The 24156-nt window shown below is 44.2% G+C and carries 26 protein-coding genes; 3 read left to right on the top strand and 23 right to left on the bottom strand.

Annotated features, from left to right (window positions below; translation table 11 throughout):
* Positions 1–249 precede the first annotated feature (249 nt).
* Together CIK92_RS09260 and CIK92_RS14240 are read right to left on the bottom strand one after the other, a co-directional pair.
* Entirely contained in the window at positions 250–513 is a 264-nt protein-coding gene (locus CIK92_RS09260) for a hypothetical protein (RefSeq protein ID WP_144289394.1), read from the bottom strand.
* A 514-nt stretch (positions 514–1027) separates the two neighbouring features.
* On the bottom strand, positions 1028–1753 hold the full coding sequence (locus CIK92_RS14240) for a hypothetical protein (RefSeq protein ID WP_371594171.1): 726 nt from the start codon (positions 1751–1753) through the stop codon (positions 1028–1030).
* Positions 1754–1805: 52 nt separating this feature from the next.
* Between CIK92_RS14240 and CIK92_RS09250 the strand changes: the two genes are divergently transcribed.
* Positions 1806–2027 (top strand): hypothetical protein, encoded by a 222-nt coding sequence (locus CIK92_RS09250; protein ID WP_094388904.1) that lies wholly within the window; start codon positions 1806–1808, stop codon positions 2025–2027.
* A 63-nt stretch (positions 2028–2090) separates the two neighbouring features.
* Here CIK92_RS09250 and CIK92_RS09245 read toward each other — a convergent pair whose 3' ends face one another.
* Together CIK92_RS09245 and CIK92_RS09240 are read right to left on the bottom strand one after the other, a co-directional pair.
* On the bottom strand, positions 2091–3434 hold the full coding sequence (locus CIK92_RS09245; RefSeq protein ID WP_254046047.1) for a hypothetical protein: 1344 nt from the start codon (positions 3432–3434) through the stop codon (positions 2091–2093).
* 109 nt (positions 3435–3543) lie between these two features.
* Complete coding sequence (locus CIK92_RS09240; protein ID WP_094388903.1) at positions 3544–4701, bottom strand: hypothetical protein; 1158 nt, start codon at positions 4699–4701, stop codon at positions 3544–3546.
* A 124-nt stretch (positions 4702–4825) separates the two neighbouring features.
* On the opposite strand from CIK92_RS09240, the gene CIK92_RS09235 reads away from it, so the two are divergent.
* Entirely contained in the window at positions 4826–5686 is an 861-nt protein-coding gene (locus CIK92_RS09235; protein WP_094388902.1) for an agmatine deiminase family protein, read from the top strand.
* A 49-nt stretch (positions 5687–5735) separates the two neighbouring features.
* Here CIK92_RS09235 and CIK92_RS09230 read toward each other — a convergent pair whose 3' ends face one another.
* From CIK92_RS09230 to CIK92_RS09180, 11 genes are all read right to left on the bottom strand, one after another.
* Positions 5736–6095 carry a hypothetical protein gene (locus CIK92_RS09230; protein ID WP_254046046.1) on the bottom strand — a complete coding sequence of 120 codons (360 nt, stop codon included), beginning with the start codon at positions 6093–6095 and terminating at the stop codon, positions 5736–5738.
* A 68-nt stretch (positions 6096–6163) separates the two neighbouring features.
* On the bottom strand, positions 6164–6559 hold the full coding sequence (locus CIK92_RS09225; RefSeq protein ID WP_094388900.1) for a hypothetical protein: 396 nt from the start codon (positions 6557–6559) through the stop codon (positions 6164–6166).
* A gap of 2 nt (positions 6560–6561) precedes the next feature.
* Positions 6562–7113 carry a hypothetical protein gene (locus CIK92_RS09220; RefSeq protein ID WP_094388899.1) on the bottom strand — a complete coding sequence of 184 codons (552 nt, stop codon included), beginning with the start codon at positions 7111–7113 and terminating at the stop codon, positions 6562–6564.
* Positions 7114–7123: 10 nt separating this feature from the next.
* A complete protein-coding gene (locus CIK92_RS09215) occupies positions 7124–7747 on the bottom strand; it encodes a hypothetical protein (protein ID WP_094388898.1) in 624 nt (207 codons plus the stop codon).
* Positions 7748–7779: 32 nt separating this feature from the next.
* Positions 7780–8055 carry a hypothetical protein gene (locus CIK92_RS09210; RefSeq protein ID WP_094388897.1) on the bottom strand — a complete coding sequence of 92 codons (276 nt, stop codon included), beginning with the start codon at positions 8053–8055 and terminating at the stop codon, positions 7780–7782.
* A gap of 6 nt (positions 8056–8061) precedes the next feature.
* The gene (locus CIK92_RS09205) at positions 8062–8583 is read right to left on the bottom strand and encodes a hypothetical protein (protein ID WP_094388896.1); all 522 of its coding nucleotides are present in this window, start codon (positions 8581–8583) and stop codon (positions 8062–8064) included.
* A 40-nt stretch (positions 8584–8623) separates the two neighbouring features.
* The gene (locus tag CIK92_RS09200; protein ID WP_094388895.1) at positions 8624–8854 is read right to left on the bottom strand and encodes a hypothetical protein; all 231 of its coding nucleotides are present in this window, start codon (positions 8852–8854) and stop codon (positions 8624–8626) included.
* Between the two features lie 8 nt (positions 8855–8862).
* Complete coding sequence (locus tag CIK92_RS09195) at positions 8863–9933, bottom strand: hypothetical protein (RefSeq protein ID WP_094388894.1); 1071 nt, start codon at positions 9931–9933, stop codon at positions 8863–8865.
* Positions 9934–9985: 52 nt separating this feature from the next.
* A complete protein-coding gene (locus CIK92_RS09190; RefSeq protein ID WP_094388893.1) occupies positions 9986–10900 on the bottom strand; it encodes a YafY family protein in 915 nt (304 codons plus the stop codon).
* Positions 10901–11261: 361 nt separating this feature from the next.
* A complete protein-coding gene (locus tag CIK92_RS09185; RefSeq protein WP_094388892.1) occupies positions 11262–11663 on the bottom strand; it encodes a hypothetical protein in 402 nt (133 codons plus the stop codon).
* Positions 11664–11697: 34 nt separating this feature from the next.
* A complete protein-coding gene (locus tag CIK92_RS09180; RefSeq protein WP_144289393.1) occupies positions 11698–11919 on the bottom strand; it encodes a hypothetical protein in 222 nt (73 codons plus the stop codon).
* A gap of 15 nt (positions 11920–11934) precedes the next feature.
* Here CIK92_RS09180 and CIK92_RS09175 point away from each other — a divergent pair, with 15 nt between their 5' ends.
* Positions 11935–12126: a hypothetical protein gene (locus CIK92_RS09175; protein WP_094388890.1), complete on the top strand. Its 192-nt coding sequence runs from the start codon at positions 11935–11937 to the stop codon at positions 12124–12126.
* A gap of 615 nt (positions 12127–12741) precedes the next feature.
* Here the strand turns inward: CIK92_RS09175 and CIK92_RS09170 are convergent.
* From CIK92_RS09170 to CIK92_RS14195, 8 genes are read right to left on the bottom strand one after another with little or no spacing between them, the layout of a single operon-like run.
* On the bottom strand, positions 12742–14409 hold the full coding sequence (locus CIK92_RS09170) for a hypothetical protein (protein ID WP_094388889.1): 1668 nt from the start codon (positions 14407–14409) through the stop codon (positions 12742–12744).
* 2 nt (positions 14410–14411) lie between these two features.
* Positions 14412–15104: a hypothetical protein gene (locus CIK92_RS09165; RefSeq protein ID WP_094388888.1), complete on the bottom strand. Its 693-nt coding sequence runs from the start codon at positions 15102–15104 to the stop codon at positions 14412–14414.
* Between the two features lie 2 nt (positions 15105–15106).
* Positions 15107–16687, bottom strand: coding sequence for a hypothetical protein (locus CIK92_RS09160; RefSeq protein ID WP_216822222.1), 1581 nt, complete (start codon positions 16685–16687; stop codon positions 15107–15109).
* Between the two features lie 5 nt (positions 16688–16692).
* The gene (locus CIK92_RS09155) at positions 16693–17364 is read right to left on the bottom strand and encodes a hypothetical protein (protein ID WP_094388887.1); all 672 of its coding nucleotides are present in this window, start codon (positions 17362–17364) and stop codon (positions 16693–16695) included.
* Positions 17364–18596: a DUF4433 domain-containing protein gene (locus tag CIK92_RS09150; protein WP_094388886.1), complete on the bottom strand. Its 1233-nt coding sequence runs from the start codon at positions 18594–18596 to the stop codon at positions 17364–17366. The genes CIK92_RS09155 and CIK92_RS09150 overlap by 1 nt, the downstream gene beginning before the upstream one ends.
* Before the next feature lie 14 nt (positions 18597–18610).
* On the bottom strand, positions 18611–19555 hold the full coding sequence (locus CIK92_RS09145) for a DUF4268 domain-containing protein (RefSeq protein WP_094388885.1): 945 nt from the start codon (positions 19553–19555) through the stop codon (positions 18611–18613).
* 15 nt (positions 19556–19570) lie between these two features.
* Entirely contained in the window at positions 19571–22213 is a 2643-nt protein-coding gene (locus CIK92_RS09140; protein WP_094388884.1) for a TnsA endonuclease N-terminal domain-containing protein, read from the bottom strand.
* Between the two features lie 5 nt (positions 22214–22218).
* The gene (locus CIK92_RS14195; RefSeq protein WP_094388883.1) at positions 22219–24141 is read right to left on the bottom strand and encodes a site-specific DNA-methyltransferase; all 1923 of its coding nucleotides are present in this window, start codon (positions 24139–24141) and stop codon (positions 22219–22221) included.
* Positions 24142–24156 lie beyond the last annotated feature (15 nt).

The following is a 24156-nucleotide window of genomic DNA, read 5'->3' as shown; positions in this document are numbered from 1 at the left end:
TTTAAGAATAGGGACTCGTGGCACAGCATGAAGCGGCCACAACACAGGAGCGGAGAAGTCAGAGCATCCGCTTCGGAAGTGAGTGCCATGCAGGAGCGGCGAATAAGCGGCGTGGTACAATACTCGGACAAGTATAAGGTTAGCCCACTCAAATCATAGCTCTCTGAAAGACGATGCCCAGTAAAGACAAAGCCCTTCCCGTCAAGAGCAGACGACAGGAAAGGCTTTGAGGATGTAAGAGCAGAAGGGTTACTTCCCTTCGGCAATTACCAATTTATTTTGCTCATTACTTAGAACAACTCTGTGTGCGAACGACGTGGATTTGCCGTCGTGAATAGCAGATATGTCTATTCCACGGCGGACAAATTCATCAATCAGAGCCGCATGGTATGTGGCTCGCATCGAAGACCATCCGTAGTTGCCTACGGATTTATTGAATGTTTCAACTAAACTTTGGGTAGAAGCAGCGCGGAACTCCGCTGCGTACTTTGCATAAAAATCAATTGTTTCCATACTTAGGATCATTTTGAAGTGAATAACTAATTTGACTTCCGCATCGTACCCTGCCAATTATATTGGCGAGCCTGCTTTCGCTCAACATAGAAATACATTTCTCTGTGTTCGCTTAATCGCAGCCTTGACCACCGTGGCATCCTAATGCTCGGTTGGTGAGTGAGCCTAAGGCTCCTGCTCTTGATGCTTCTGCAAAGGTACGAAAAAAGGCGGAAATTATACATCTGAACAGCAAAAATCTTCGTTAGTAAGTGATTTTTGATGAAAGATGAGAGAAAAGAAATCCAAGTCCTGTGCTTACGAATCTCTTATCAGAGTGATTGGGACGTTAAGGACGTGCACGGTGTGTTTATTCAAACCCATCCGGCACACTCATCTTACGCAGTAGGTGATTAGGGTGCGAGGATGGCCGTGCTGATTTCAGCACCTTAGAAAATTTATCATTCATCCTTTTTAGCACAAAAAAACTCACGGGCATTAACCCGTGAGCCATACATTGAACAAACATCGGGGCTTATTCAGCCTCCGATGTATTGTTGAACATGTCCGACTGTTCGGACTTCTTAGAACGCTTCTTTGAAGCAGGCTCCACGACTTCCGAAACCTTAGCGTGGCCTTTCGGTGCTTCCAGCTGATCACAGATGGCCACTCTGACACCAGCGCGGATAAGCTTCGGAAGATACGTGTCGAGAGCGTGGTATGGGAAGCCAGCCATCTTGCGGCCAGTGCTATTGCGCACTGTCAGTGTGATGCCGAGAACCTGCGCAGCTTTTTCAGCGTGCTCATCATAGCATTCATAGAAATCACCGCAACGGAAGAGGAGGAGCGCATCAGGATGTTTCCGCTTCAATTCCTCGTATTGAGAGATAAGGGTATTGTTGGGCGTGCGAACCAGCTCCTTTTCCGGAGCAGCCTCTGACTTTTCTTCAGCAGGCTCATCTTGAACCGCTCCAGCTGTAGCGGCCACCTCTTCAGCACCCTGTGCTGCATCCTCGACGACCTGAGCAAGGGCATCTTTCGCACGCTGGTACGACAATGAGAGAGCCGCGAGCTGAATATCATTGATTTGCAACTCCAAACGCTTCGAGAGCAGGAAACAATAACGCATTGCCTTGAGTGCATCCTTGAAATTCATTTCGCAACGGAGCCTACCCTCCATGCCATCTACAAACACCTGCCAGCCCTGCTGACCATTCTTGAACTCTTTCTTCACTACGGAAATCTGAACATTTGCTTTCATTGTTTTGAAATTTTGAAGGTGAAACATAAATGTTATTTATTTTTTACGAACAATGAAGAGCGACAGGGAGACAGGCTTCTGTTGTCAAGGGAGGATGTCCGGGTATTATTCAAAAAAAGTGGCAGCTCCGACGCCGAAGGGAACCTCTTTTTTAGAAAAATATCTGGAAACCCTTGACTGGAGCCGCCCAGCTACCTTTGTGAAGGAAAAAGTAAATGAAACATTGTCGTGGAACTGGAGGAATGAGGGACAATCAGAGGAAGCAAACAGATGACAGTGAAGGAAGAGGACAGAATGCGTAGCGGTCAGCGACGAGAAGAGCGATGCAAAACGCCCCCTAATCATTAGGAGGCGTGTCGGCAGATACTTGTTTTGCATCCCTGTTCTCGTCCAGGGTGGTCAGTTGAATGAACGGGCATTCCGGGTAGGCATTCTTCCATTCATTGAATTTCATGATGATGCGATGCACGGTAAAGAGCAAATCGTGATACGGCTTTTGAAGTGCCTGTGCAATCGTGTACAGTTCGCGTTTGTCGGACCCGCTGTTATTCGACTGCGACTTGCCCGGCACAGAGCCGACGAGGTTAGAGTGGACGCGCATGGTGAAGCATACCATGTTCACTGCCTCCTGAATGTCAGTGGACCAATCGCCGCCCTCCTTTGTGTCATCAATACGAGAGATACGCACATCATGCTGCTCCTCCCCGTTGGGTGTGATGTAGAATGTAGAAAAGAGCGCCTTGCCGCTGTTCTCGGCACCAGTGAGGAAGTCAATAATTTGCTGCTTCTCCTTCACGACACGCTCCTGCTGCTTCTTCAAGTCCGTGATGCGTTCCCGCTTGAAGATGCCCTCCCAGTACCGCTGCGACACCTCGATATGGTATTTCAGTGGAGCCGAGTTCTTCAGCTTTGCTTCCTTGGCCAAGCCAATCAGTTGCTTAATGTTGTACCACTTACCCCTGAACAGCGCAGCGTAGTATGGTATCGGATAATATGTGCTGTCAGGCGTAGGCACACGGCACACCACCGCAAACTTACGCTGCGTATTCTTCTTTTTCATCCGCTCTTGCAGATCCACCCAAGGGCTGTCAAGAGAAAGCAGTGGGATTTTCTCCACCTCTTTGACGGAGGCAATGGACTTGTTCCAGTTGGCGTACAACACATATTCAATACGCCCCTTGTCGTCCGCTGGCGAGAAGCGGCAGTAGCACACCTCTTTGCGGTGCAGCGCCACTATGCGCTTCCCCTCGTTGTCAAGGATGATGACAGAGACACACCAGCCGAAGTGCTTAAAGTCCTGGCATACCCCGAGGAAGTACGACGGCAGCGAGTTGGCGAGCAAGAAGTCCTCCACTTCCTCGCGGACTTTCGCGGCGCAGGAGGCCGTGTTATACACCAGACCTGAGCCGTAGCAAACTTCGGCATTGAACATTTGGCATGTCGATAAGGTCTCGTCCTTCTCGATCATGTCAAGAATGTGATACGGCATGAGGTTGTCGCCACCCCACGGCATGTATTGCGTGCCGTCGGTGAGCGACACCGGACTGATGTCGATGTCATCCTTGAACACCTTACTACTGTCTGTGATGAACAATGCCGAGCCTTTCGCGTCCGGCATCATTTCCACGGAAGAGAAACAAATCCCCTCCGTTATCTGTTGTCTTTTGTGATTTGAACCCATAGTTGTACTTTTGCATCGGGTGTGGCGCGATTGCACTCTCCTTATGGTTGTTTGGCGTCGGCTAACTACCTTTGTGTGCCGGGCGACCCTTCGGGGCCGCTCGCTCTTTTTATAGGGACACCACTATATTGTAATACTCTCCATATTTTGAATTCTCCGTCTCTTTCACTTCAAAGTGAACCTGAAACTCAGCGATGTTCGACACCGCCTTTGAGAAATCCAAGGAGCGGTTGCCTTTCGCTGTGATGGGCGGAGCAAACACAATCCCGAAGTGGAAGCGCCGTCTGGTTTTTATCAGATGAGTGCGGCATCCGAAGCCAATCTTATAGCCCACCAATGTCCTTTTCGGTGGCGTACCTTTAAGTACCCTGCGGATATTGCCGAAGGTATAGCGGATATCCTGTGAATACTCCCACACCGGGTTTTCATCCGACCCCGTATTATAGCCGAACTGCACCAAACCATGCAGCCCTACCTTTATCTTGTTCTGGTCATAGAACAAATGCCATCCCTTCATTGTCGGGCCATACGTTCTTTGCGCCTGTCTGTCCTCGGCAGGTCTGTAGCGCGGTCGCTTCTTGGAATAGCGAAGCAGATACGGCACATATCCTTCCGAAATCAGCTGCGACGGAAACTTCACATAGAGCACATTATTCTTCGAGTCACATTCAATATGATAGAAAGGATGCGCCGTGGCCGGTGTAGCCTCTGAAGCCTCGCTGAACTTCCTGTAGTCAGCCGCAGACAGTACCCCAGCTTGCGAAGCCGAAACAAGCGGCAACTCCTTCTGAAGCAGCGACGGGTCATTAAAAACATCATTATATTTGTCATGCAGTGCAAGGAGCACCGACGAAGCCGTAGCTTCCACTTTCAGCTCCAGCTGCGCTACATGATTCATCTTGTTGCGCACATTGTTTAGGTCGGTGACCTGTTGGGCACGCATGGCACCCGCTCGTTCCGTGGTGGCCTGTCTGATGGTGAATATGCTCACCTGTCCCATGCCATTTGTGGTGTTGATGCTCTCGATATTCAGATACACATTATTCCTGTCATCCGAACCGAGCGAAATGCTCTTCAGTACGGAACCAATGGCAGTGATCAAATTCTTCCATTGAACGATTAGCTGAAGCGTAGCCGTGTCACTGGCCTGTTCCAGTACGTTCACGATTTTCTGCAGCAGCTGTCCCAGCGAATCCGGTGTGATGCTGTCCTGCTTCGTCTCTGCACGAAACGTATTGATGAGAGAAGTGAGTGTAGTAATATCCATGACTTTGATTTTTTGGCAAAGGTACAGTCAAGAAATGAGGGCTGAAAAGACAGTTTAACACAGACCATAGAAGAACAACGGTAGAAATTTCGTACCTTTGTAGACATAATTAAACATTTCAGTCATGGGAACCCCTGTTATATACACGTCTGAGCGTCTAAGAATAAATCCGAAGACAGCGCATATTGCAAATTCCATCCATACTGCGCTTAAAGAAAAATTGCATATAGAACATCGTGAGTTGAAGAATACCAACAACTATTGGTGCCGTGACTATATGCCCGTGATGGTATTCCCTGATGGGACATATTCAAAATTTGAATATAAGCCAGATTACTTGGTCGAATATAAAACCTATCAAAAAACCATTACGAATCAGGATGAAGCCTGCAAAGAGCTGTCCTTATTCACTCCTACAAATATGGGTATAATTTTTGATGGAGGGAATTATGTGAGATGTGGCAATAAGGTAATCATGACAGATAAGATTTTCAGTGAAAATCCTCAATGGCCGGTGCATGAACTTTTGCAGCGTCTAAGGGATGCATTATGCGCTGACATTGTGTTATTACCTTGGGATATGAAAGACTTCTGCGGTCATTCTGATGGAATGGTCGCACCTCTCGAAGATGGAAGAATACTATTGAATAGTTGTTGGAGAGATAAATCTAAGTCGTTTCATAGAAGACTCTTGAAGATATTGGAAGCCCATTTCGATATAGTAGAACTGGATTATGGATGTAAGGAACTTAATGATTCCTGGTGCTATCTCAATTTTCTTAAAGTTCCCAATGGCTTACTGCTTCCATGTTTATCTGAAAATTTTGATTGCGATAGTGATATAGCAGCAAAGGAATTATTTGAAAAGTTATTCCCAGGGAATACAATAATACAAATTTTTGCACAGCCTCTTATAAAGGAAGGTGGTGCTTTACATTGCGTAACTTGGGAATATATAGAGAAGAAGGATGTGGCTTGCCCTTAATAGAGGAACAATAATTAAATAGAAAGGTCGTGCAACCGCACGGCCTTTTCTAATGATTTCTGCTGAACTTCTTTTGGTCCAGCGCATCAGATATGATGCCCTGGAACTGCCTACCGAGGCTGTCGCCCATGAATTCCTTGATATTCATGACAGACATATAGTATTTGCGACTGAACCAGTGGCGTTCCTTGCGTACCTTCGGACGGCCAAGGTCGCCACTGTTCCCTCGTGGCACCTCCTTTCCCGTGCCATAGTCCTGCCATAGGCCATATTCGAGGAACGCCTGAGAGAGGTGCACTTCCGAGAATTTCCCATCAGCATTCATACCTATTGCGATGGGAGAACGGAGCAGCCGCTGCGTGTCGATGACATGCAGCAGCGTAATCTGCTCCTTCCAGATTTTAATCATTGTGTCATTGAAAGCCCGGACATATTTACCGCGCTCATCAATGGCCTGTTGTTCGGTACGCTGTTCCATCACCAAAGATTAGTGCCGCTGATGGTGAACGAGCCATTCGGAGCCAGGTGCAGCTCACAAGAGCCAGCCTTCGCGTGTAGGCTGATAAAGTTCGGTTTCACGCAGGTAGCGTGAAAGAGAACTTTAGACCCCGAAGCGTAGTTCACATGCACGGCAATACGTAAGTTCTGCAGCTGCTCCAGGTTCTCCAGTACCAATGTCAAGTTTTCATCCTGCACGAACTTCGTCTTGCTGTCGAAAACATTCACCTGCAGCACCGTTGCGGTGGCCTGCGGGTTAGACAGTACAGCAAGCATATTCTCCAGCAAAGCGCCCAAAGACTCCGGCGTGATGGCACCTTTTGCTTTGATGTTCTTGAACTCAGCCAACTGAGCTTTGATTTCCTTTATATCCATGATTAGGCATATTGATTAGTGAAACAATCATTGAAGATGCGGTCCGATGTCACATCATCCTCCCATTCATTGATGTTAAACCGAAGGTCGGTATAAACATCCGTGGCCACTTGAAAGAAAGCGCAGGCGCAGCCCGAGAAGAAGAACGTATCAATCTCCTGAAACGAGATACGCGGGTCGAGATAGATATGTTCCCTTTCGATGCGCACTTTCTCCTGCATGAGGACAGACATAAACTGCCGGAACAATTCCCGCATGATATCCATGCACTCCTGCCTGGCTGTCATGTCATCGAGCGCGTGACGCATAGCGAAGAACACCGTCTTCACGCGTCGCGTGTGCGGTGTGTTATTCAGTTCCGTGTAGCCCTGAGCGATGTCCGAGACACAGACGAAGGCCGTACACGACTGAAGGGTATGCAGTGCTTCCTCGAAGCCCTCCAGTCCACTCACCCGATGAAAGGTGAAGTGTTCCTGTCGTGCCAGCCTGTTCTGCGCTGTCAGACGCTCAAAGAACGGCGTGGCATCCCAGTTTATGTTTTTGATGATAGTCATAGATAACGATTTAATTGTTATCGAAGTCCGACTCCGCAATCTCCTCAAATGCAGGATCGATGATGTCCGCATCTTCAAACTCAATGTCGTCGATGTCCATGGACTCCGCGCGATACTTGTCAATGAGTGCCGCAATCTTCTTCTCGATGTTCGGTATCGGCTGGATGCCAAGCACCGACGGGTCATCCGTCGCGGTGAATGGCTGCACCACGATCATGTCGTAGGGGACAGACTGCTCATCCTCCACGTTCACGTTATTGAACTTGGCATAAGACGTAGCCGCACGCTCCATTGTCTTCGTATCCTTTCGCTTCTTTGCCATCTGGTATGTCTCCAAAATCATTTCATTGTACTTCCATCGGTGGTAGTCGCGTGAAGCCTCGGTGATATGCGGCAACACCGACTTAATGATTTTGAGGTCATCGTAAGCCAGCGTCTTGCTGATGGCGTATCGACAGATGGCTTCATCCACGAACTCCTTGTCTTTACAGTCGGGGTTAGAGATAACCCAGTTGTAAAGAGCCCGGAGCCGCAGTACGCGCTCGACTGAAGTTGCTGGGAATTTATCTCTCAGCACGTCTTCAGGCGCGAAGAAGTCGGACTGCACTATTTCGTGGATAGAAGGGAAAGGCATGAGGGAGTTAAGAGTTAAGAGAGAAGAACGATTTACTCGTCATCTTCCATGTCGAGCAAATTGCGGTGAGCATTCTCTATTGCGACAGGCGACCCCACCTGCGCCAGCAGCATCTCCTGGTGATGCAGCTTCACACGCGACGCAGCTTTACCCTTGTGGTAGGCTTTAGAAACGTCCGTGTTCTTGTTACGGATTTCGTCGCGGAGCATATCCGCCGGAATCCCCATGAGTGTAGCCATGTCCGAGATAGGCAGATAGATAGAAGCCCACTTCTCGATTTCTTCCAGTTGTTCTTTTGAAAATGTCATAGTGAATTATTCTTTGGTTATACGTTGATTTAGTATCTCTGACAGTGGGACGGCATGATTCTTAATCAAGTCCTGTACTTCAGCCAGGAACTTGTCAAACACGTCCGGGGCAGTAGTAATGATGTACGACTCATTACGGTTGCCTCGTGTCAAGTTCTGCGATGTGATGATAGACACCTTATCCCCGCGTTCGGAGCGGATGAGCAGAATCTTGGAGTGGTTGTCAGCGAGGAAGGTAGAAGCAATCACCTGATTGATGAAGCACCACAGCGAAAGCGTCTTGTTGGTTGCTTTGAAATCCAGTACCAGGTGAATAGCCGATGCACTACCATCACGAGTGATGAAGTACAGTCGGCGCAAGAACTCCTCGCTGATAGAGAACGATGTCTGCCACACCTCAGATGTGCCCACTTGTTTCAGCACCCATTCCAGGATGTCCGCAATCTGCACCTCATTGGTTAGGGCAGACTGCACGGTACATTCCGAGAGCGGGCGGAAGATATTCTCTATGGATGTCGTTCGCTTCATAATGCAAAAGTACAACGCCAGGCGCTGCGCAGAAAAGACGCTACAGGAACACGGTCATTCCATTCAGTTCAAAGAGGCAGGCTAAGCGGATAGTGCGTATCTGCTGAGAAGCCAACAGCTTGAACTGCTGCGTACCTTCGTAGAAGTTGTATCGCAGGGGAATGGCGTTATTGAACTCCAGTATGCGTCCGTCCTTCGCCCAGACGCGCAGTGAGACGGGTTCCGGCGCTTGCAGTATGCGCCTTGCCGTAGAAAGATGAATAGCTTGCATGGGATTATCTATTTGAACGTATCATTAAATGGAGCGGTGAACTGCTGTGGGTAACGGTCTGTAGTTATCCACCGAGCGTTAATCTGATAGCGCCAAGAGAACTTCATCTTGATAAGATCCTTTGCGCTGTCACTGATTTCCGATGAAATATCACTGATAAGCACGGTCGGTTGCCAGTCCTGGTTCAGTTCCCGCTCGACGTAGTGTGAGCCAAGGAACTCATTAAACCATTCCGCTTCCTCCATGGACATAGGCACCGTTTCCACCTCATACTTCCGTTCCTCCGACATGTTATAGAAAGTGGTGTTCCCACCCAAGGAAGCCTCCTTGCGGTCGAAGGAAGTCTTCAGTTTCATGGAGCCATAGATGAAGATACGTTCATCCACGTTGAAAGCATTTCGGAAGTCGAAGTAGATGGCCGGTTCCTCATCCGTCACATAGATGGTGACAGACCGCTTCCCTGCGCGAACAGAGAACGAGACCAGTGTGCCCAATTCGCCGCTGTCTGCACCCTCAGCCTGCTCAATCTGCCTTTGAATAGCATCCGCACAGAGATAGAAGTAATAGATGTGCGGAAGGTTGTAGTTGTACGTAGTCCGCGTAAAGTCATAGGTATATATCCTGCCATCCTCCATCTTGAATACCGCCGTGCCTGAGAGTCCAGGCACTTCTGAGCCATCCATGAAGAGCGACAGCGGCATGTACTCGGAGCGTGGCACCACATAGTAAGAGCGCGTATTCAGGAAGATATTCTTCATGTAACCACTCGAATCCTCATAGAAGAACACCTTTGAAAAGAGGATATACTTATCCTCGTAGGACTCCATGCCGTCCTCATGCGCGGCATAGACCGCCAGTGAAGCCAGTGTCAGGTAACGTCCTTCCATGTTCTGTGTCAGCAATTGCCGGAAGCCATAGAAGTACGCCTTTCCATTGCCGTCCTCATACAATGTCGTGGAATAGATATCCTGGTTTTGCACGCGGATGGTGACATCGACGTACTTATCCACCTGCGTAATGGTGAAGTAGTCCGGCACCTCATACAGCGTGGAATAGTCACTGAGATAGAGATTTATCATTTGCAGAATTTTTCTGCAAAGATAGGCTCAGCGAGTGGATGCAGGAAAGACACTACGCATACAGCAGTCGCATCTTCTCGATGCAGGACTTCACTTTCGAGCGCAACCATTCCGGCTTGATAATTTCAAGTCGCGTCTGTTGCTGCAGAATATCCCCGATAAAGTCATTTGTGGGATAGATAGAAACCATGAAGTCCGTGTAGTCCTCATGCGCCTCCAGCTCCACCTGCGTCTTATGCAGCGGCACATCACGTAGGTAACACTGTTCGTCGCCTCGTGCGCGAACAATGATTTCCTCCACCTCCATTCCTTTCGGCGGCAGCATCACACCATAAGAGTGTGCGAAGAAGTCATGCACTGTAAAATCCTGTGGAAACACGAATTTCTCCGTGGTACAGGAGATATTCACGATACGGTCCAAAGAAAACATACAAAAAAGCCCCGTACCATTCTGGCACAGGACATAGAACCGATGTTTGTATGTTTTGATGAAGTATGGGGCTACTCGGAAGAATTTGATATCATCACAGCCATACTTCCGGTATCCAATTTCAAGTAGAACGCTTTCGTGCATCGCCCTTACGATGGGTCGCAGTCGGTTGTTTTCCGAAGGGAAGCTCTCGATGTCAATTCTCTGGTGAAGATCCAGGCATTCCTCGATGAGGTTGCGGTACGACACACAAGCCAGCATCCATTTCTCAATATCATGTTGATGTATGGCTTCCGGGTTTGTGATGCGCCATCGTGAACGTTCCCCCCGTTTCTCTGCATCAATGAGGATGCCGTATATGATAGCGATATGTTCAAAGCACCTATACCAAAGCTTTCTACTGGGTGCTTCCTTGTCATTCTCTGCTAGAGGCGAGCGAAGCCATGCCTCGTTTATCTGTTGTATAGTAGCCGATTTCCGTCTCATCAGAAAGTCGACCACCCAGGCGTAACGTCTGATTTGATATATTGAAACCATACTCTCTATATATAAAAAAGCATGAGTTTCATGCCAAGGCTGCGAACTCAGGCTTCCTAGGGCCTTCGGGGACAGACAAAAACAATCCACTCATGCCGTATACAATTTAGCTTATATACAACACGAGCGTCCTGCTTATGCCTCCCCTGTGTTGGTTTTAGGAATTTGAGTTCAGGTGGGCAAAACGCTTCATACAGACAGCACAAAGCGCTGAATGCAAGTGCAAAGGTACTGAAAAATCTTAGAATAACGCTCAAAAAGTCAAACTTTCAGCAAGTTCAGATAGCAAACAGCACAAAAATAGCCCGATTGCGAGCAACCGAGCCATTGAAAAGCGCGAAAAGAAAGCAGAAAGAGGGGCTTATGCAGCCACCTCTTTCTTTGCTTTCCTTGCAGAAGGCTTGCGCTTCTTCGCAGCCTTTTGCTTCTTCTCTTCCTCAGCCTTGGCGAGGACGTTATCTACACTGTGCTCTTCGACGAATTGCTCTACCACTTCATCGAGGTGCTCCTTTGCTGCCTTCTGCTCCGCAGTGAGAGCAGCCTCCTTGATGCGCTTTATCTCCATCGAGAGAATAGCGAGGCTGTTATCCGCGATGCGGCATCCTGTCAGCTTCTTCAGGTAGAAAGCGTAACGCATGGCCTTGTAAGCACTCTTGCAGTAGCTCTTGTTTTCTTCTTGACCCTGGACATACACTGCCCATACATTGTTCTCAGACTTGTTCGAGCGAACACTTGAAACGAGGATTGAATTTGTTGTTGCCATAATTGTAAGATTTTTATTGTTAGACATATATTGATTAAGCTATCTGATAAACTTCGATATACTGAACATCCACCATACCAGCAGCGAGACTTTCACCTTGACGGCTTGCATCCGAGAACGAATCAGCTTCCACTTCGTATTCGTAGTATTCTCCCTCTTCGCCATTGACGACAACGCGATAGAGATTGCTGCTTGTCATATAACTATGCTTTCTGCTGCCGAAGCTCATTTTCGATTCCAATGTAACGTGTACCATAATTTTTGAATTTTAATGTTAAAGATTGAAGCACTGGGCTTTTGTAATTTTTACGTGCATATAGGAGCCAACAGTGGAAAGTGCGAAATGCAAGGAATATCCAGGAAAATTTTGAAAAACCACATTTTGTTTAGCCACGGTACGGCATGGCGTGAAGAAGAAAATGCGGAAAGCGTGTTGAAATTTTGTGCAGAGATATGTGAATGAACCTGTTTCAGCAACGGTACTTGCAGGGCACGGGCTGGGCTATCTTTGCAAAGGAAAAATAAAGAAGCCGCAGTAGTGGAAATCTTATTGAAAGGCAAAAAGGTACATCGTGCAATGGGAAAATGACGGCAGTGGTACGCATGTGACGAGCAGCCCCAATCTCTGTTGTTGTCTTGGGGGAGGGCAGGAGAATGAAGATGAAGAGGAAGCCGGCCTCGGATAAAGCAAGCCGTGAAAGCCTCGCTGCATGGTGAGACGTTCAGCGAAGGGTGTCAGATGCCAATGATATAGAACAAAGGAAAAATCATTGTGGCAACTTTCTATCCTCGTAGTGTTCGTGCAAATCAAGAGAACGTAATGGGCGGTGCCAGTGATAAGAAGGAAGTACAAGAACAAGCGTGCTCGGGCTATGCGGCTTTCTGCCAATGCTGACAGCGCAGCGCAAAACAAAGCCACGCCTCTCGATGGGGAAAGCAAAGAGGGCCACCCTCACGGCAGCCCTCAGCATCAGCAGTTATTCGGAGCGTCAGAAACGTGCAAATTCAAAGAAGAATACCGATGAATAAGTGCAAACGTCCGCGCTTGATGGAGCCTCACGGCTCGGAAGTGACGAAATTAGTGGTATGTAAGAATATCATGTTCATTCATATATTCTATAGCGTTGTGACCTTCTTCCTTAAATCGGGCAAGTACTCCCATCTTTTTGAATAAAAGGTAGGTGAATTTAGCCGTGTCATCAATATCAAAACCGTCTCCTTCTATTGATATGTCTTCATAATTCATGCCCCCGTCTATAGAATATTCACCAGAAATACATCCCTTTTCCTTTTTAGTCTTAAAATCATACATTGTAGGATTTTCCAACCATGTTCTTTTGGTTTGTTCGGCTTGACCAGCTTCTCCTATCCATGTATTTGGAATTGCAATATATGAAAAGAAAGAATGTTTCTTAACTTGAAGCAAACAATTCTTTATAAATTCTATATCATTTTCTTCTGAAGTCAGGTATCCATCATTATTCTTTGCTATTTCTAATAATTCTTCCTCATCATATTCTTTTATTAAGGAATAATAACCTATAAGTGGAACTGATTTGTTGAAATGTTCGATAATGAGCTTACAATTACTCTTTAACTCTTCATTAGATGTAATGAAGTCCAAAATGAATATGCCACCAACATTACCATTGTCAGTAATCGAGGGCAGGGCACTAAAATCGATTCTTTTAACTTCATTATCATCAAGCTGCTCTCTAATACGTCTGTAATGATAATCGTATGTCAACTTAGACCAGTTACGCTTACATTTATCTATCAGAATGACATATAAATCCTTTTCTACCTGTTCGTCAAATTTCGAGATAATCTCAAAAATTTGGTCATAGACACTATCATAGAAGTATCTTGTACGCTTTCTAAATTCAGAAATTTTTCTATATTTTGATTTTAACCAATCAGTTTGGCGATCCATTAGGAAAGAGCTAAAGCTTTCGCAGAATCCTTGCCAAACTTTGAACTCTGAATCTACATAGGAACCCAAACGGTTTGGTTTGTTGAAATGCACATTATAGACGTACCGTCCGTCATTTGAACGAACGTCTTTGAGAATTTGCCAATATTCAGAAGAGAAATCGTCTTGTTTCTTTTCCCACCCTTCGTAACCTTTGCTTTCGTCGTACAATTTTTGCAATTCAGCAATATGTTTTTTGCTAATGACGACTTCGTTATCTTTCGGTGTTCTGATTTTATGAACAAGACAATATGTTTTATACCCTTCAGGGTATTTCTGCCTGATTTTGGTCGCAAAAATACGAAGGTCGTCTCTTTGTTTCCATACCTCCTCAGAGTCAGCATCTATTTGCCTTAACTCATCTAATAATAAGGATGCTACTGCAATCTTTACCTTTTGAGGAATGGGCATGAAAAGTTTTATACCACTTTTGTAATTAACTCTATCCTTGCATTTCGGGAAAGATTCGCCAATAAACTCGAACAATGTTTGAGGATATTTATCAGCGAGATTCTTTACTCTTTTGGCTAAGGATTCCCATTCCTCCCAGTCACTATCAGATAAGGAGAGCAATTTTTTAGACTGCTCATCTGTTATAGAAGAGATGGAATGAACTTTTTCGCAATCCAGTAAAACCTTAGTTAGGAATGGATGCGATTTCAATATAGAACAAACACGACTTTTTTTCCCATTATATTTGATAATGAGATATACTATCGCTGCAATGATTACAGCAACGATTAGAGCTATTGCTATGATGTCGCTTATCGCCATTTCTATTCAGCCTGTTTCTTTGCTTTAGGTCTATTTATCTTCGGTATGATTTGGATGATAAAACGTTTGTTGTAATCTTCCACTTTGTTGTCGCGGTTGATTCCATTAAATCCACTACCAGCTATAATAACCTCGGTATTGTACTTTCTAAAGTCAATACCCTTAGATTTCCAATAAAGGTATAGAGCTAATGCGCGGTTATAGCTTAAGTGGTACATCTCCACATTGTCAGGGTTGTAGTTTCCGCTTTTCAGATTTTGCCATTTAATCGCAGCATTACCTTCAATAACCATTTGATAATTGAAGTTCTCGTTCTCATTAAGGGACTGCAATATCTGTAAAATGTCATTTCCAACAGTGTCAACAATCTCAAGGTACTCAGGTTTGATCTTGTCATCATTAGAGTAGAAGATTTCTTTCTCTTGAAAGTCCTTAGCGTAAAACATCTTTCTTATGGAATCATATTCCAAAGAAGACGATTCACTGAGGACCTTGAATTGGTCTTCAAGGTGAAGGATGTTTTCGAGGTCTTGTTTATCTGCTATAGCTTCCTTGTATGCCCTTTTTAACTCTCCATTCATACCTCCTACTTTAACAAGGCATATAATGAAGAGGACAAGCATGACAAAGAAGAGACTTGTCATCAAGTCAGAATAACTGGTCCAAAACGGATCCTTTTGTTTTCCTTTTGCCATGATTAGTTCTTGATAGATTTAATAGCGGAAATCATTTCTTTCACAGCAGTCAGAAGGTCTGCATTCAACTTTGCACTGTCTGATTGAGCCTTGACCTGTGACTGTTTCAAGTTTTGAATCTCCTGTTTCAAATCTTTGTAGCAGGTAGCTTGAACATTAGCGTATTCAATGAGAGAATCGAGAACGTCTTTCAGTTTAGACAAAGAAGTAAATGCGGCCTGGTTGTCTTGAACGAATGTTCTAATATAGTCAGTAGAAGCTCTAAGCTGACCATTCAGTTCTTCAGAAACTGTAGAAGCATCTGTTGTTAATTCATCAAACTGTTTTCTCCACATTTCGCGTGCTTCAGAACCTGTTGGGAAATGTGTCTCTATAGCAGATTTGAATTGTTCCTGAAGCTTTCCTGCCGTCTCTTGGTTTTCTACAACCACCTTTAGAGATTTAGAGAAATCTTCAAAAGTCTGGACGATAGTATCAATCTTTGAGACAGCTGTATTCACCTCCTGAATGGTTGTGTTCAGTGAATCTTGATAACCATGGAAAGCGTCAAGGGACTCCGAAGATTCCTTCAATGTATTGAAGGTTTCAGCTATTTGTGTGGCAACTCTCGTTTGGTCCATTTTATTGATTTCGACTAAGAGAAGATGCTGCTTTTGAATGTTATCATTGAGTAGTTCAGCAGAGTTGGCATAGGCATCAAGATTATGTCCAAATTTGCCAATGAACTCTCCAAGGACACCCTTCAGGGAGTTAAGACTTGAAGCCATGCTGTTAGAAAGAACCGGCATCAGCTCTCTACGCACGAAATCATAGTATCCGTTTTTATTTTTATCACATTCAATAAGTGCTTTTTTGTAATTAACGGATGAATTCCGAATCATTAAATAAAGACCAACGAAGCTAGCTACCATTGCTATAACGACACCAATAAGAAGGTTTCTTAATGGTGACATTTCACCAGCGTTGAATAATGCATCAACATTAAATGCTATTCCAGCAAGACCAGTGATGATACCTATGAATGTACCCGCTAGACCAAGGTAAAGAGGAACATTAACAGTATTAGAAATTTGCGTTTCAAGGGAGTCTATCTTCCTTTCGCAAATATCTTGAATAATGGAGAAGTCAGCAGATGTTCCCACATTCTTACAAAGGTAGGCGTTCGTTTCATTTATAACTTCTCTGAATGCAGCACTACCCGCGTTATTTTTGATTCTAATTAAATCAACGTCAGCATATTCAATTTTCTCAATAGGTGCTACTTCTTCGAAGCTCTCTTCCTCCTCGTCATCTTCATCATTGACTGATTGTATGGTAGGAGGTTCTGGCACATGCCTTTTGGGAGGATTGTTGATAAATTGCTCAAGCTTTGTCTTAGATTGAAGAATATCTTTGGTAATAGATGATTGTACCAGCTCAAATGATGCTTCATTAGGGAAGAATCCTGCCAACTGAGCGATTTTTTCCTTAGTCTCTTTGAAAGACTTACTTTGATAAAATAAAACTACGGTAACGATGACCACTGCCAATACGATAAGGACAAATTCAAGAAGTCCCATTCCGAAAATAGTGATTGGTTCCATACTATTTAGAATAAATTAAGTTGCTGTTGATGATTGTTCTTATTATTTTTCTTTTCTTCCTTCAAAGCGTCTTTACGAGCTTTTGCTTCTTCAGGCGTTAGAGGGGTATAAGTTTCGTTCTCATTTGGATATTTTCCTTCTATATACAACTTCACTAAACCAGCATGTGAAAGAGGCGAAGTAATATCCCTAAACTCGATGTTTGTATTATAGTCCAAGAAAACGATGTCATTCGTTTTTGCTCTTTCCGCAATGCGAGAAACTATCTCATGAACTTCAGGAACATTATCCAACACCCATTTGTAAGTAGGAAGATAGATAAGCATTCTCGCATCAAAGTAGTTAAGCAATTCTTTACCATAGACACCTTTACGATGCCCAAGAGGTGGCCCAAAGTGTCTTACTGTTCTTTTAAGCCCCTTCATGGTATCGTTCTTAAACATTTCCACATCGACATCAGCCGTTTGGAAAACCTTAAGTCCTTGCCATATAGCTTCGACACAGGTAGCAGTCATTCCTGGAGTAAATGGAACAGGAATGTTTCCATGAGGGTAAAAAGGACTTAGCATCTGAGCATAGCGCTTTTCAGATGCAGATGTAATATCCAATATATCAGCATTTGGATATTGCTCCTGGATTTTTTCCAGTTTCCTTTTTTTGTTTTCAACGTATATCATCAGAATCTCATTTTTCTTGGGTTGTCTATATTTGTGATGTATCTCAAAGGAATAAATGTTTTTATCATACATTCAGCTTGATGCTGGAAGAATATTTCACCTTCATCTCTGCTCACATAATTTCTTTGAGTAGCAGCTATATTTACTCTCTGTAAATCTTCAATTTCACCACCACATGAGAATGAGCTAGATGCGGCGTTCCTATCGGTAAATAGAGTTTCTTTGAATGCCGCAACTTCTATATCTACATATAATAGGACTAAGGATGAACCTTCATTATGTTTTCTCCATGCCATTGGGTGGTCATCACAGAAACTTAGGCGCACATAATCTTGTAAACCATGTCTTCTGTCGTATCTCCGTGAATCAGGGTCTCCTCCAGGATTAGGAATATTTATATCGTTATTTTCGCAGTATTCCCATGAGTACAACCCTCCTAATTTCTTAATCTGATAAAGATTTTCTTTATCGGTGAAGTGATAGAATCTAGTTATACCCTTCATCCTCAGGTACTGAAGGATGGAATCGCCATCTTCTTTCTTCTGTGTAACGATAGCAGTTAGACGCTCAACTTCGAGTTGGCGTTTTTGCTCTTCGCGGGCAAGTTTCTCTTCATATTCTTTTGCTTTACGTTCTCTTTCAAGCCTTTCTTCTTCTTCGCGCTGTCTTCTGATACGTTCCTGTTCCAGCCGACGAGCCTCTTCTTCAGCCCTACGCCTTTCCTCTTCTTCACGTCGACGTATTTCACGTTGGCGCAGCTCTTCTTTAAGCAGGCTGATGTCATTGAGAAGCTCTTCGTACAGGCTACTCAACTGATTATCTCTCAGTTCTTGCAATGCTGAAGAAGTACTGAAAAGCAAATCTTCAGCTCGCTCAGGTTCTTCAGCCTCTATGAAATCTCGAACAGAATCAAAGTTTTTGGCTACTTGCTGCTGTAGTTGCCTTCTTCTTTCCGCCTCTTCCTCTTTGCGTTTCTGCATCAGGTCTTTCATTGTTCGAACCTGACGCTTCTTTGGTGGATTGAAAGGCTTGATTTCTATTGGCTTTATATCAGAGAGGCTTTTTATCTCAAAGCTCGGAATTTCTACTTTTCGATTTTTTAGCTTCTCTAATTCAGCATCAGTCTTTCTTTTCTGTGCATTGAGTTCAGATATGCGCTTTGTCAGATCACTCAATTCCTTGTCGTAATCTGGTCCGAAGAATATGCTTTTTAATTTATCTAAAAACCCCATGCCTATGGCTTTATTTATTTCTTGAATAATTTAGCTTGGTGACCGAAGGATGCAAGCATTCTGTTAGTGGCGTCACAGAAGAACTGGAAAATGGCCTGTCGATCATCTTCATTGATATATGACAAAGGGCGGTCCTCGTATATGCGACAAGTTACCTTGTCATCAAGACGCTGCCATGTCAAAGAAGAACCATATTCCTGTTCGATAGCATCCTTCTGAGTTATCAAAGCATCAAAGATACTTTTGTTTTTTTCCTGATTGCCGGAATTGATGTATGCTTCAATGCGGCAGTTGTCTTTGGTGATAACAAGATTAACATTTGTGGCAGGAATACCTTTGATAGATTTTCCTATCCATGCATCGGATGTAGGTCTCGACTTAGCATAAATCCCGTTATTTGCCTGGTTGTACTCAATAAACTGTTGCCAAAAATCCAACTTCTGAGCTCCTCCTTGCGTAAGAGAAGAAGATTTCTTCATGCTCTTAGCCCAATCATTGGGGCGTTCAACGATATTGAATTTAACTGCAGGCTCCGACTTACCGATGCGCCACAGCTCAATTTCAATGAGGAAGAAGGCACATTGATCATCGGTATGATTATTCAGCCATTCGATAGCCTGCTTGTGTTCGTCACGAGCACGCTTTACAATCCAAATGATAACTTCGGCATCCTTGCCTGAAGCATAGGTGATAATCTTACCGAGTTGGTCGTGGTTGGTATCTTCCAACTGGTTTTCAATGATAATTTTCCTTCCAGTACTTTCTTCGGAAGCGAAAACATCAACACTGAATTCTCCCACGTTTGATTCCTGCTCTTCAAGAACGATGTCAATACCAATAGCCTCGCTGAGCATAGAAAGGTTTTCTTCCTCAGCGAGCCATGGTGTGAAGTCCTTCGCTTCATGTTTCCAGATGGAGCGAAGATCTTCTATCTTTTCAAGTTTACCTAATTGCTTCATATATAGTATAGGACTTTATAAAACTAATCGCTGTTTGGCTTTGGTTCCAGGCACGATTACATATTCCATCTTCGATGAAGATGCGATTTGTTGAGCGTACTCCTTTTTTGCTTGAACGACAGCATCATCAATCATGTGATCGCCTTTAACCTCAATGATGACGTAAGAACCATCTTTCTTTTGGATAAGGAAATCAGGATAGTAAGAACGGACAGCATTTGACTCCGGGTCAATGTAGTTAATTGCAAAATCAGTCTGTCCTGCGGTGAGCATACCCGTGAACCAAACTTTGGTAAGTCGCTCATCTTTGAGGAGCGTCCAGAACATTTCAATTTCAGGCTTCGAGTCAAAGCAGTAGTTGTCGACATTGAAGGACTTTTCTCTGTAATCTTTGTACTCGTCGGAGTTGTATGAAGCGAGCAAACCGTGTTTATATTTTACTTGGTAGAAGTCCATGCCTTTTTCCTTCGGGTCTTTTACGAGTTCAAGCACCTGGTCTTCTTCGTGCTTGAATTCTACGATGTCATATAACTCTTTAAAAAGGCGTGGTATTACTTCGTCGTAAAGCAGTTCGTTGAACTCGTTTACGCGAGTGCAAACATCTTCAAGTGACTCTTTTGCTGAAGACATGATGCCCTTAATCTCAACAGGCGACATCTGCAAGTATCTTGCAATCTCAGCAACAAGGGTAAAAGGTGAGAAGTGACGCTGGTCCTTCACTTCTGATATATCTTCAGCATGGCCGACAACAGTTGAGAGGTTGTCGATAGAGCGCCTTGTCTTCTTTATGCGGTATTTCTCAACATCAACTGTTTCAAGCTGAAGGTCCAAGTTGTTTGCAAGCGTTTTCTTTTTCATTTGATAGAGCTTGCGGATTTTCTTAACAGTCACTTTGATGGGCGGTGGAACCAAACGAACTTCAGCGATGTTCGAATCATTTGTGCCAGCCATGTCATCAAGAGAGATGTTGAAGTTCTCTTTCAACTCATTGTTAAGAATGTCCATGTTCTCGTTCGAGAAGTAGAGATATGCCGTGTGTTGGTAGTCGCCTATCTGGCGCAAGCAACGCATGGTAGCCTGTAAGACGAAAACAGTAGATTTCGCACGGCGGTACATTGCAACGGCGAACAGAGAACGGCAGTTCCATCCTTCTTTACCTTTACCAACCAGGATGATGAATTGCTTTTCAGAGCGTGGTGTGTCAAGATTGTTGAATTCTCTTAGGTCATCGTTAGAAGTAACGGTAGTGTCACCCACATTCACAAGAATTCGGGATGTAGGGATTCCTAAACGAATAAGTTCTGCCTCTATTGCAGGACGTAGCTCGTGAGTGGCTTCTTCAATTGATGATGCGAAGAAAGCCATTTTAGGCAGCATATTCTCGACACGTTTTTCACCGCACTTTTCCCAGAAGTCGGTGATTGAAGCCCGACAGAAAGCCTGTACGTTTTCCCGGATGTTCTCGTAAGCAAACGGGAGAACTTTCTTCAGGTACTCGTGGTCTATCGCTTCGCGAAGGCCATAGGCATAAACGACTTCAGGAAGGAGGCGGTTTTTGACGTATGGAGTACCTGTATAGTTGTAACAAGCAACGACGCGCGATCCTGCTTGTGCAAGGCTTGCCGCCAGTTCGTTGATAGTAACACGAAGGCTTGTAGTCTTAGATGTGGTCATCAAGTCTTCAGACAACTTGTTGCCGAAGACGTGATGAGCTTCATCGACATAGATTCCCAGCTGCTTCAGACGCGAGAGTTTTGTGAAACGGTGGTTGTCTATCAGCTGTATTTCATTCTCGATGTCTTCGATTCCAGCTTCTTCTCCAAGGGCAGCGAATTTGCTCATCAGAGAAAGTGCGGTGTATTTACCTGTTTCTTCTCCAAAGAGCGTCTGAGCAGCAGACTTTTGTTTGTGCTCTTTTTTAAGAATTATCTTCTGTGAGTTCGTGATGATGATGTTATACATCGAGTTATCTATCGTAGATAGTTGCGTAGAAGTATCATCAAGGAAATGGAACTTCAAGTTGGCATCAAGCCACGAGAGATATTCTGCAGGTACGACTTTAGACTTGTCGAAAGTCTGTATTTCACGCAGGGATTCGAGAACGGTTTTATCCGGAGCGAATACCAAAGCGTTATGACAATAAAGCGGAGTGCGAGGGTATTTGTTTGCCAACAAGAACTCATAGAAGATAGAGGTGGCCATCAGGACTGTCTTTCCTAATCCCATTGTAAGGGCAAAGATGTAGTTAGGGTAGTCCTGTTCCATAGCCTTAATCTGGTCGAAGATTTGTTGGAAGTATCCTTTTGTTTCGTCTTGTCCTATTTCAGTAACATCAAACATAGATAGCTGACCGCTCTTTTCTACGCCTGCAGTTGTACGTCCTTCAAACTTACCAGTTTTAGTATACCATTCGTTGAAGATTTGCCAGAGTTTTTCGTTCTCACAAAACTCTTTCAGGAAAACATACATTTCAAGTGCTTCAAACTGAGGCACGCGAAGGTATGCTTTGGCGTTCTCTTTCGGGTTGTTGAAGTTTAAGAACTTCTTAGAAAGAGGCTTGAACGCAGCGTACACTTTTCTATGTTCCGACCTAACAAATAGCTGAAGGTATTGGTAGAACGGAAAATCTATCGTTGCAGTTTTTCTTTTCTTCGCCATAACTTTTAAGAGTTAATTTCGACTTCGCACGATTCAGATAGTACGTCTGTAATCTTCACTTTTATGGTCCCCGCATCTGCAGGTATGTTGTAGATGCCTTTCACTGTTGTAGAGCCTTCAGGGATGTCTATTACCGAAGGCGAGAAAACGGCGCCATCGAAGTTGAAGTCAATTTTGATGGAGTCCACTAACTCCCTCCAGTTATCAACATCTTGCTTCTCGATAGAGAGCTTTTGCAAGAGATTCATCGGGTAGAATTCACGAATAACAAGACGGTCACCTTCGATATGAATATCTGCTTCAGAGTCACGTCTGAACTCTAAGTTCACCTTGTCACGTAGGATATCTATAACCTCCACGTCAATTTTGTACCCCTCATTCTGCATGGCCAGCTTCAGGTTTGCAGCAAGGTCAGGCTCGTGTCCCATACAGATAAGCGTAACCAGTTCGACAGGCTTTCCGGGAGATTCAGCTTTTAGTTTGTCAAACCTATCACGTGGGAAGCCATTGATTAACTCGTTAAGGTCTGCTTTTGTAGCTATACGGTTTATCGGCATGATTTTCACCATACGTCCATCCTTCTCACCGTCGTATAGGTCATTGCCTGGGAGCGGTTGCAATTCGAGTGCTTGTATCAGCAAGTCTTTTGCCTGCACAGGATTGCGGAAAACGTCGTAGTTATTGACATTCCAAACCTCAAAACCGGTGTAACGAGCTTCCTCATCGGGCAATGACTCATTTATTTCTTTCGCTACTTTGTTAAGACGTTTAACTGTGGTGTCAATGGCACCGAGGTTTATGTCAGCCCCGATGAACCTACGACCAAGCTTCATGGCCACAGCCTGCGTTGTACCACTTCCCATGAAGCAATCGAAAACCAAGTCTCCAGGATTTGTTGAAGCAGAAATAACTCTTCTTAGTAAAGCTTCAGGCTTTTGGGTAGGGTAATCCAAATATTCAGATGAGACAATACCCATCCCCGGGATATCGTTCCAAATATTATCAACGGTAATTTCTTCGTTGACAAGTCCGTTTTCATCTATATCTCTATAATATTTGACTGCTACCTTACCTCCTTTACTTGCATAAACGCGTTTATTTTCTTCGTCAATAATAATCTCACCATTTTTGGGTGCATATAATCTCCCTTGGTTATACAACTCATATAAGCTTTCAAAGGTATAACTTCCAGGGTCTGATGTTCTGAAAAACCCTTTATCGTCTTTTTGGTATTTCTTTTCGGCTTCTTCTTGTGTGATTTTATTAATTTTTACTTGCCTGTGCCATGTTGATGATGATGCTTTTTTTGAATAGATAAGAATATAATCTGACGAAAAAGCATAATACTCAGCATAGACTTTCATACCTCTTGGTATTTGTCGCCTCCATGTAATTTCGTTTCTAAAGTTCTCTGCTCCAAATACTTCATCAAGAATAAGTCTTAAAAGGTGAGATTTATGCCAGTCACAATGCAAATATATAGTACCGCTATCTGAAAGCAATTCGCGCATGAGAATTAGCCTCTCATACATAAATTGTAGATATTCGTCGTTGCTCCAAATGTCCGTATATTGCTTTTCTTCAAAAGCAGTTTTGTCGTTTTCTGCTTTTTTCCCACGAAGTTCTATCTTCTTTTTGTAGTCCGCTTTCGAATCAAATGGCGGGTCTATATAGATGAGATCCACCTGCCCACGGTATTTCTTCAAGAGGTGTGACATCACTTGAAGGTTGTCTCCCCAGAAGATTTTATTTATCCAACCGTTTGTTTCCTCTCCAAAAGATTCCTTCTGCTGTGCCGGATAGAACTGGGTAGAAGTAAAGGGACGCTTGCCGCGCCAGTTGAGCATCGGCTGCCCCTTAATTGGCTCAAACTTGAAGTCTTCTACGGACTCGATGTTTTGCTCTGCTTTAAGATTAAGCTCGTTCATATATTGTATTTTTAT

This window comes from Prevotella sp. P4-67, assembly GCF_002251325.1.
Classification (GTDB): domain Bacteria; phylum Bacteroidota; class Bacteroidia; order Bacteroidales; family Bacteroidaceae; genus Prevotella.
The sequence above is the reverse complement of the archived record's forward strand: the minus strand, read 5'-3'. Positions and strand labels throughout refer to the sequence as shown.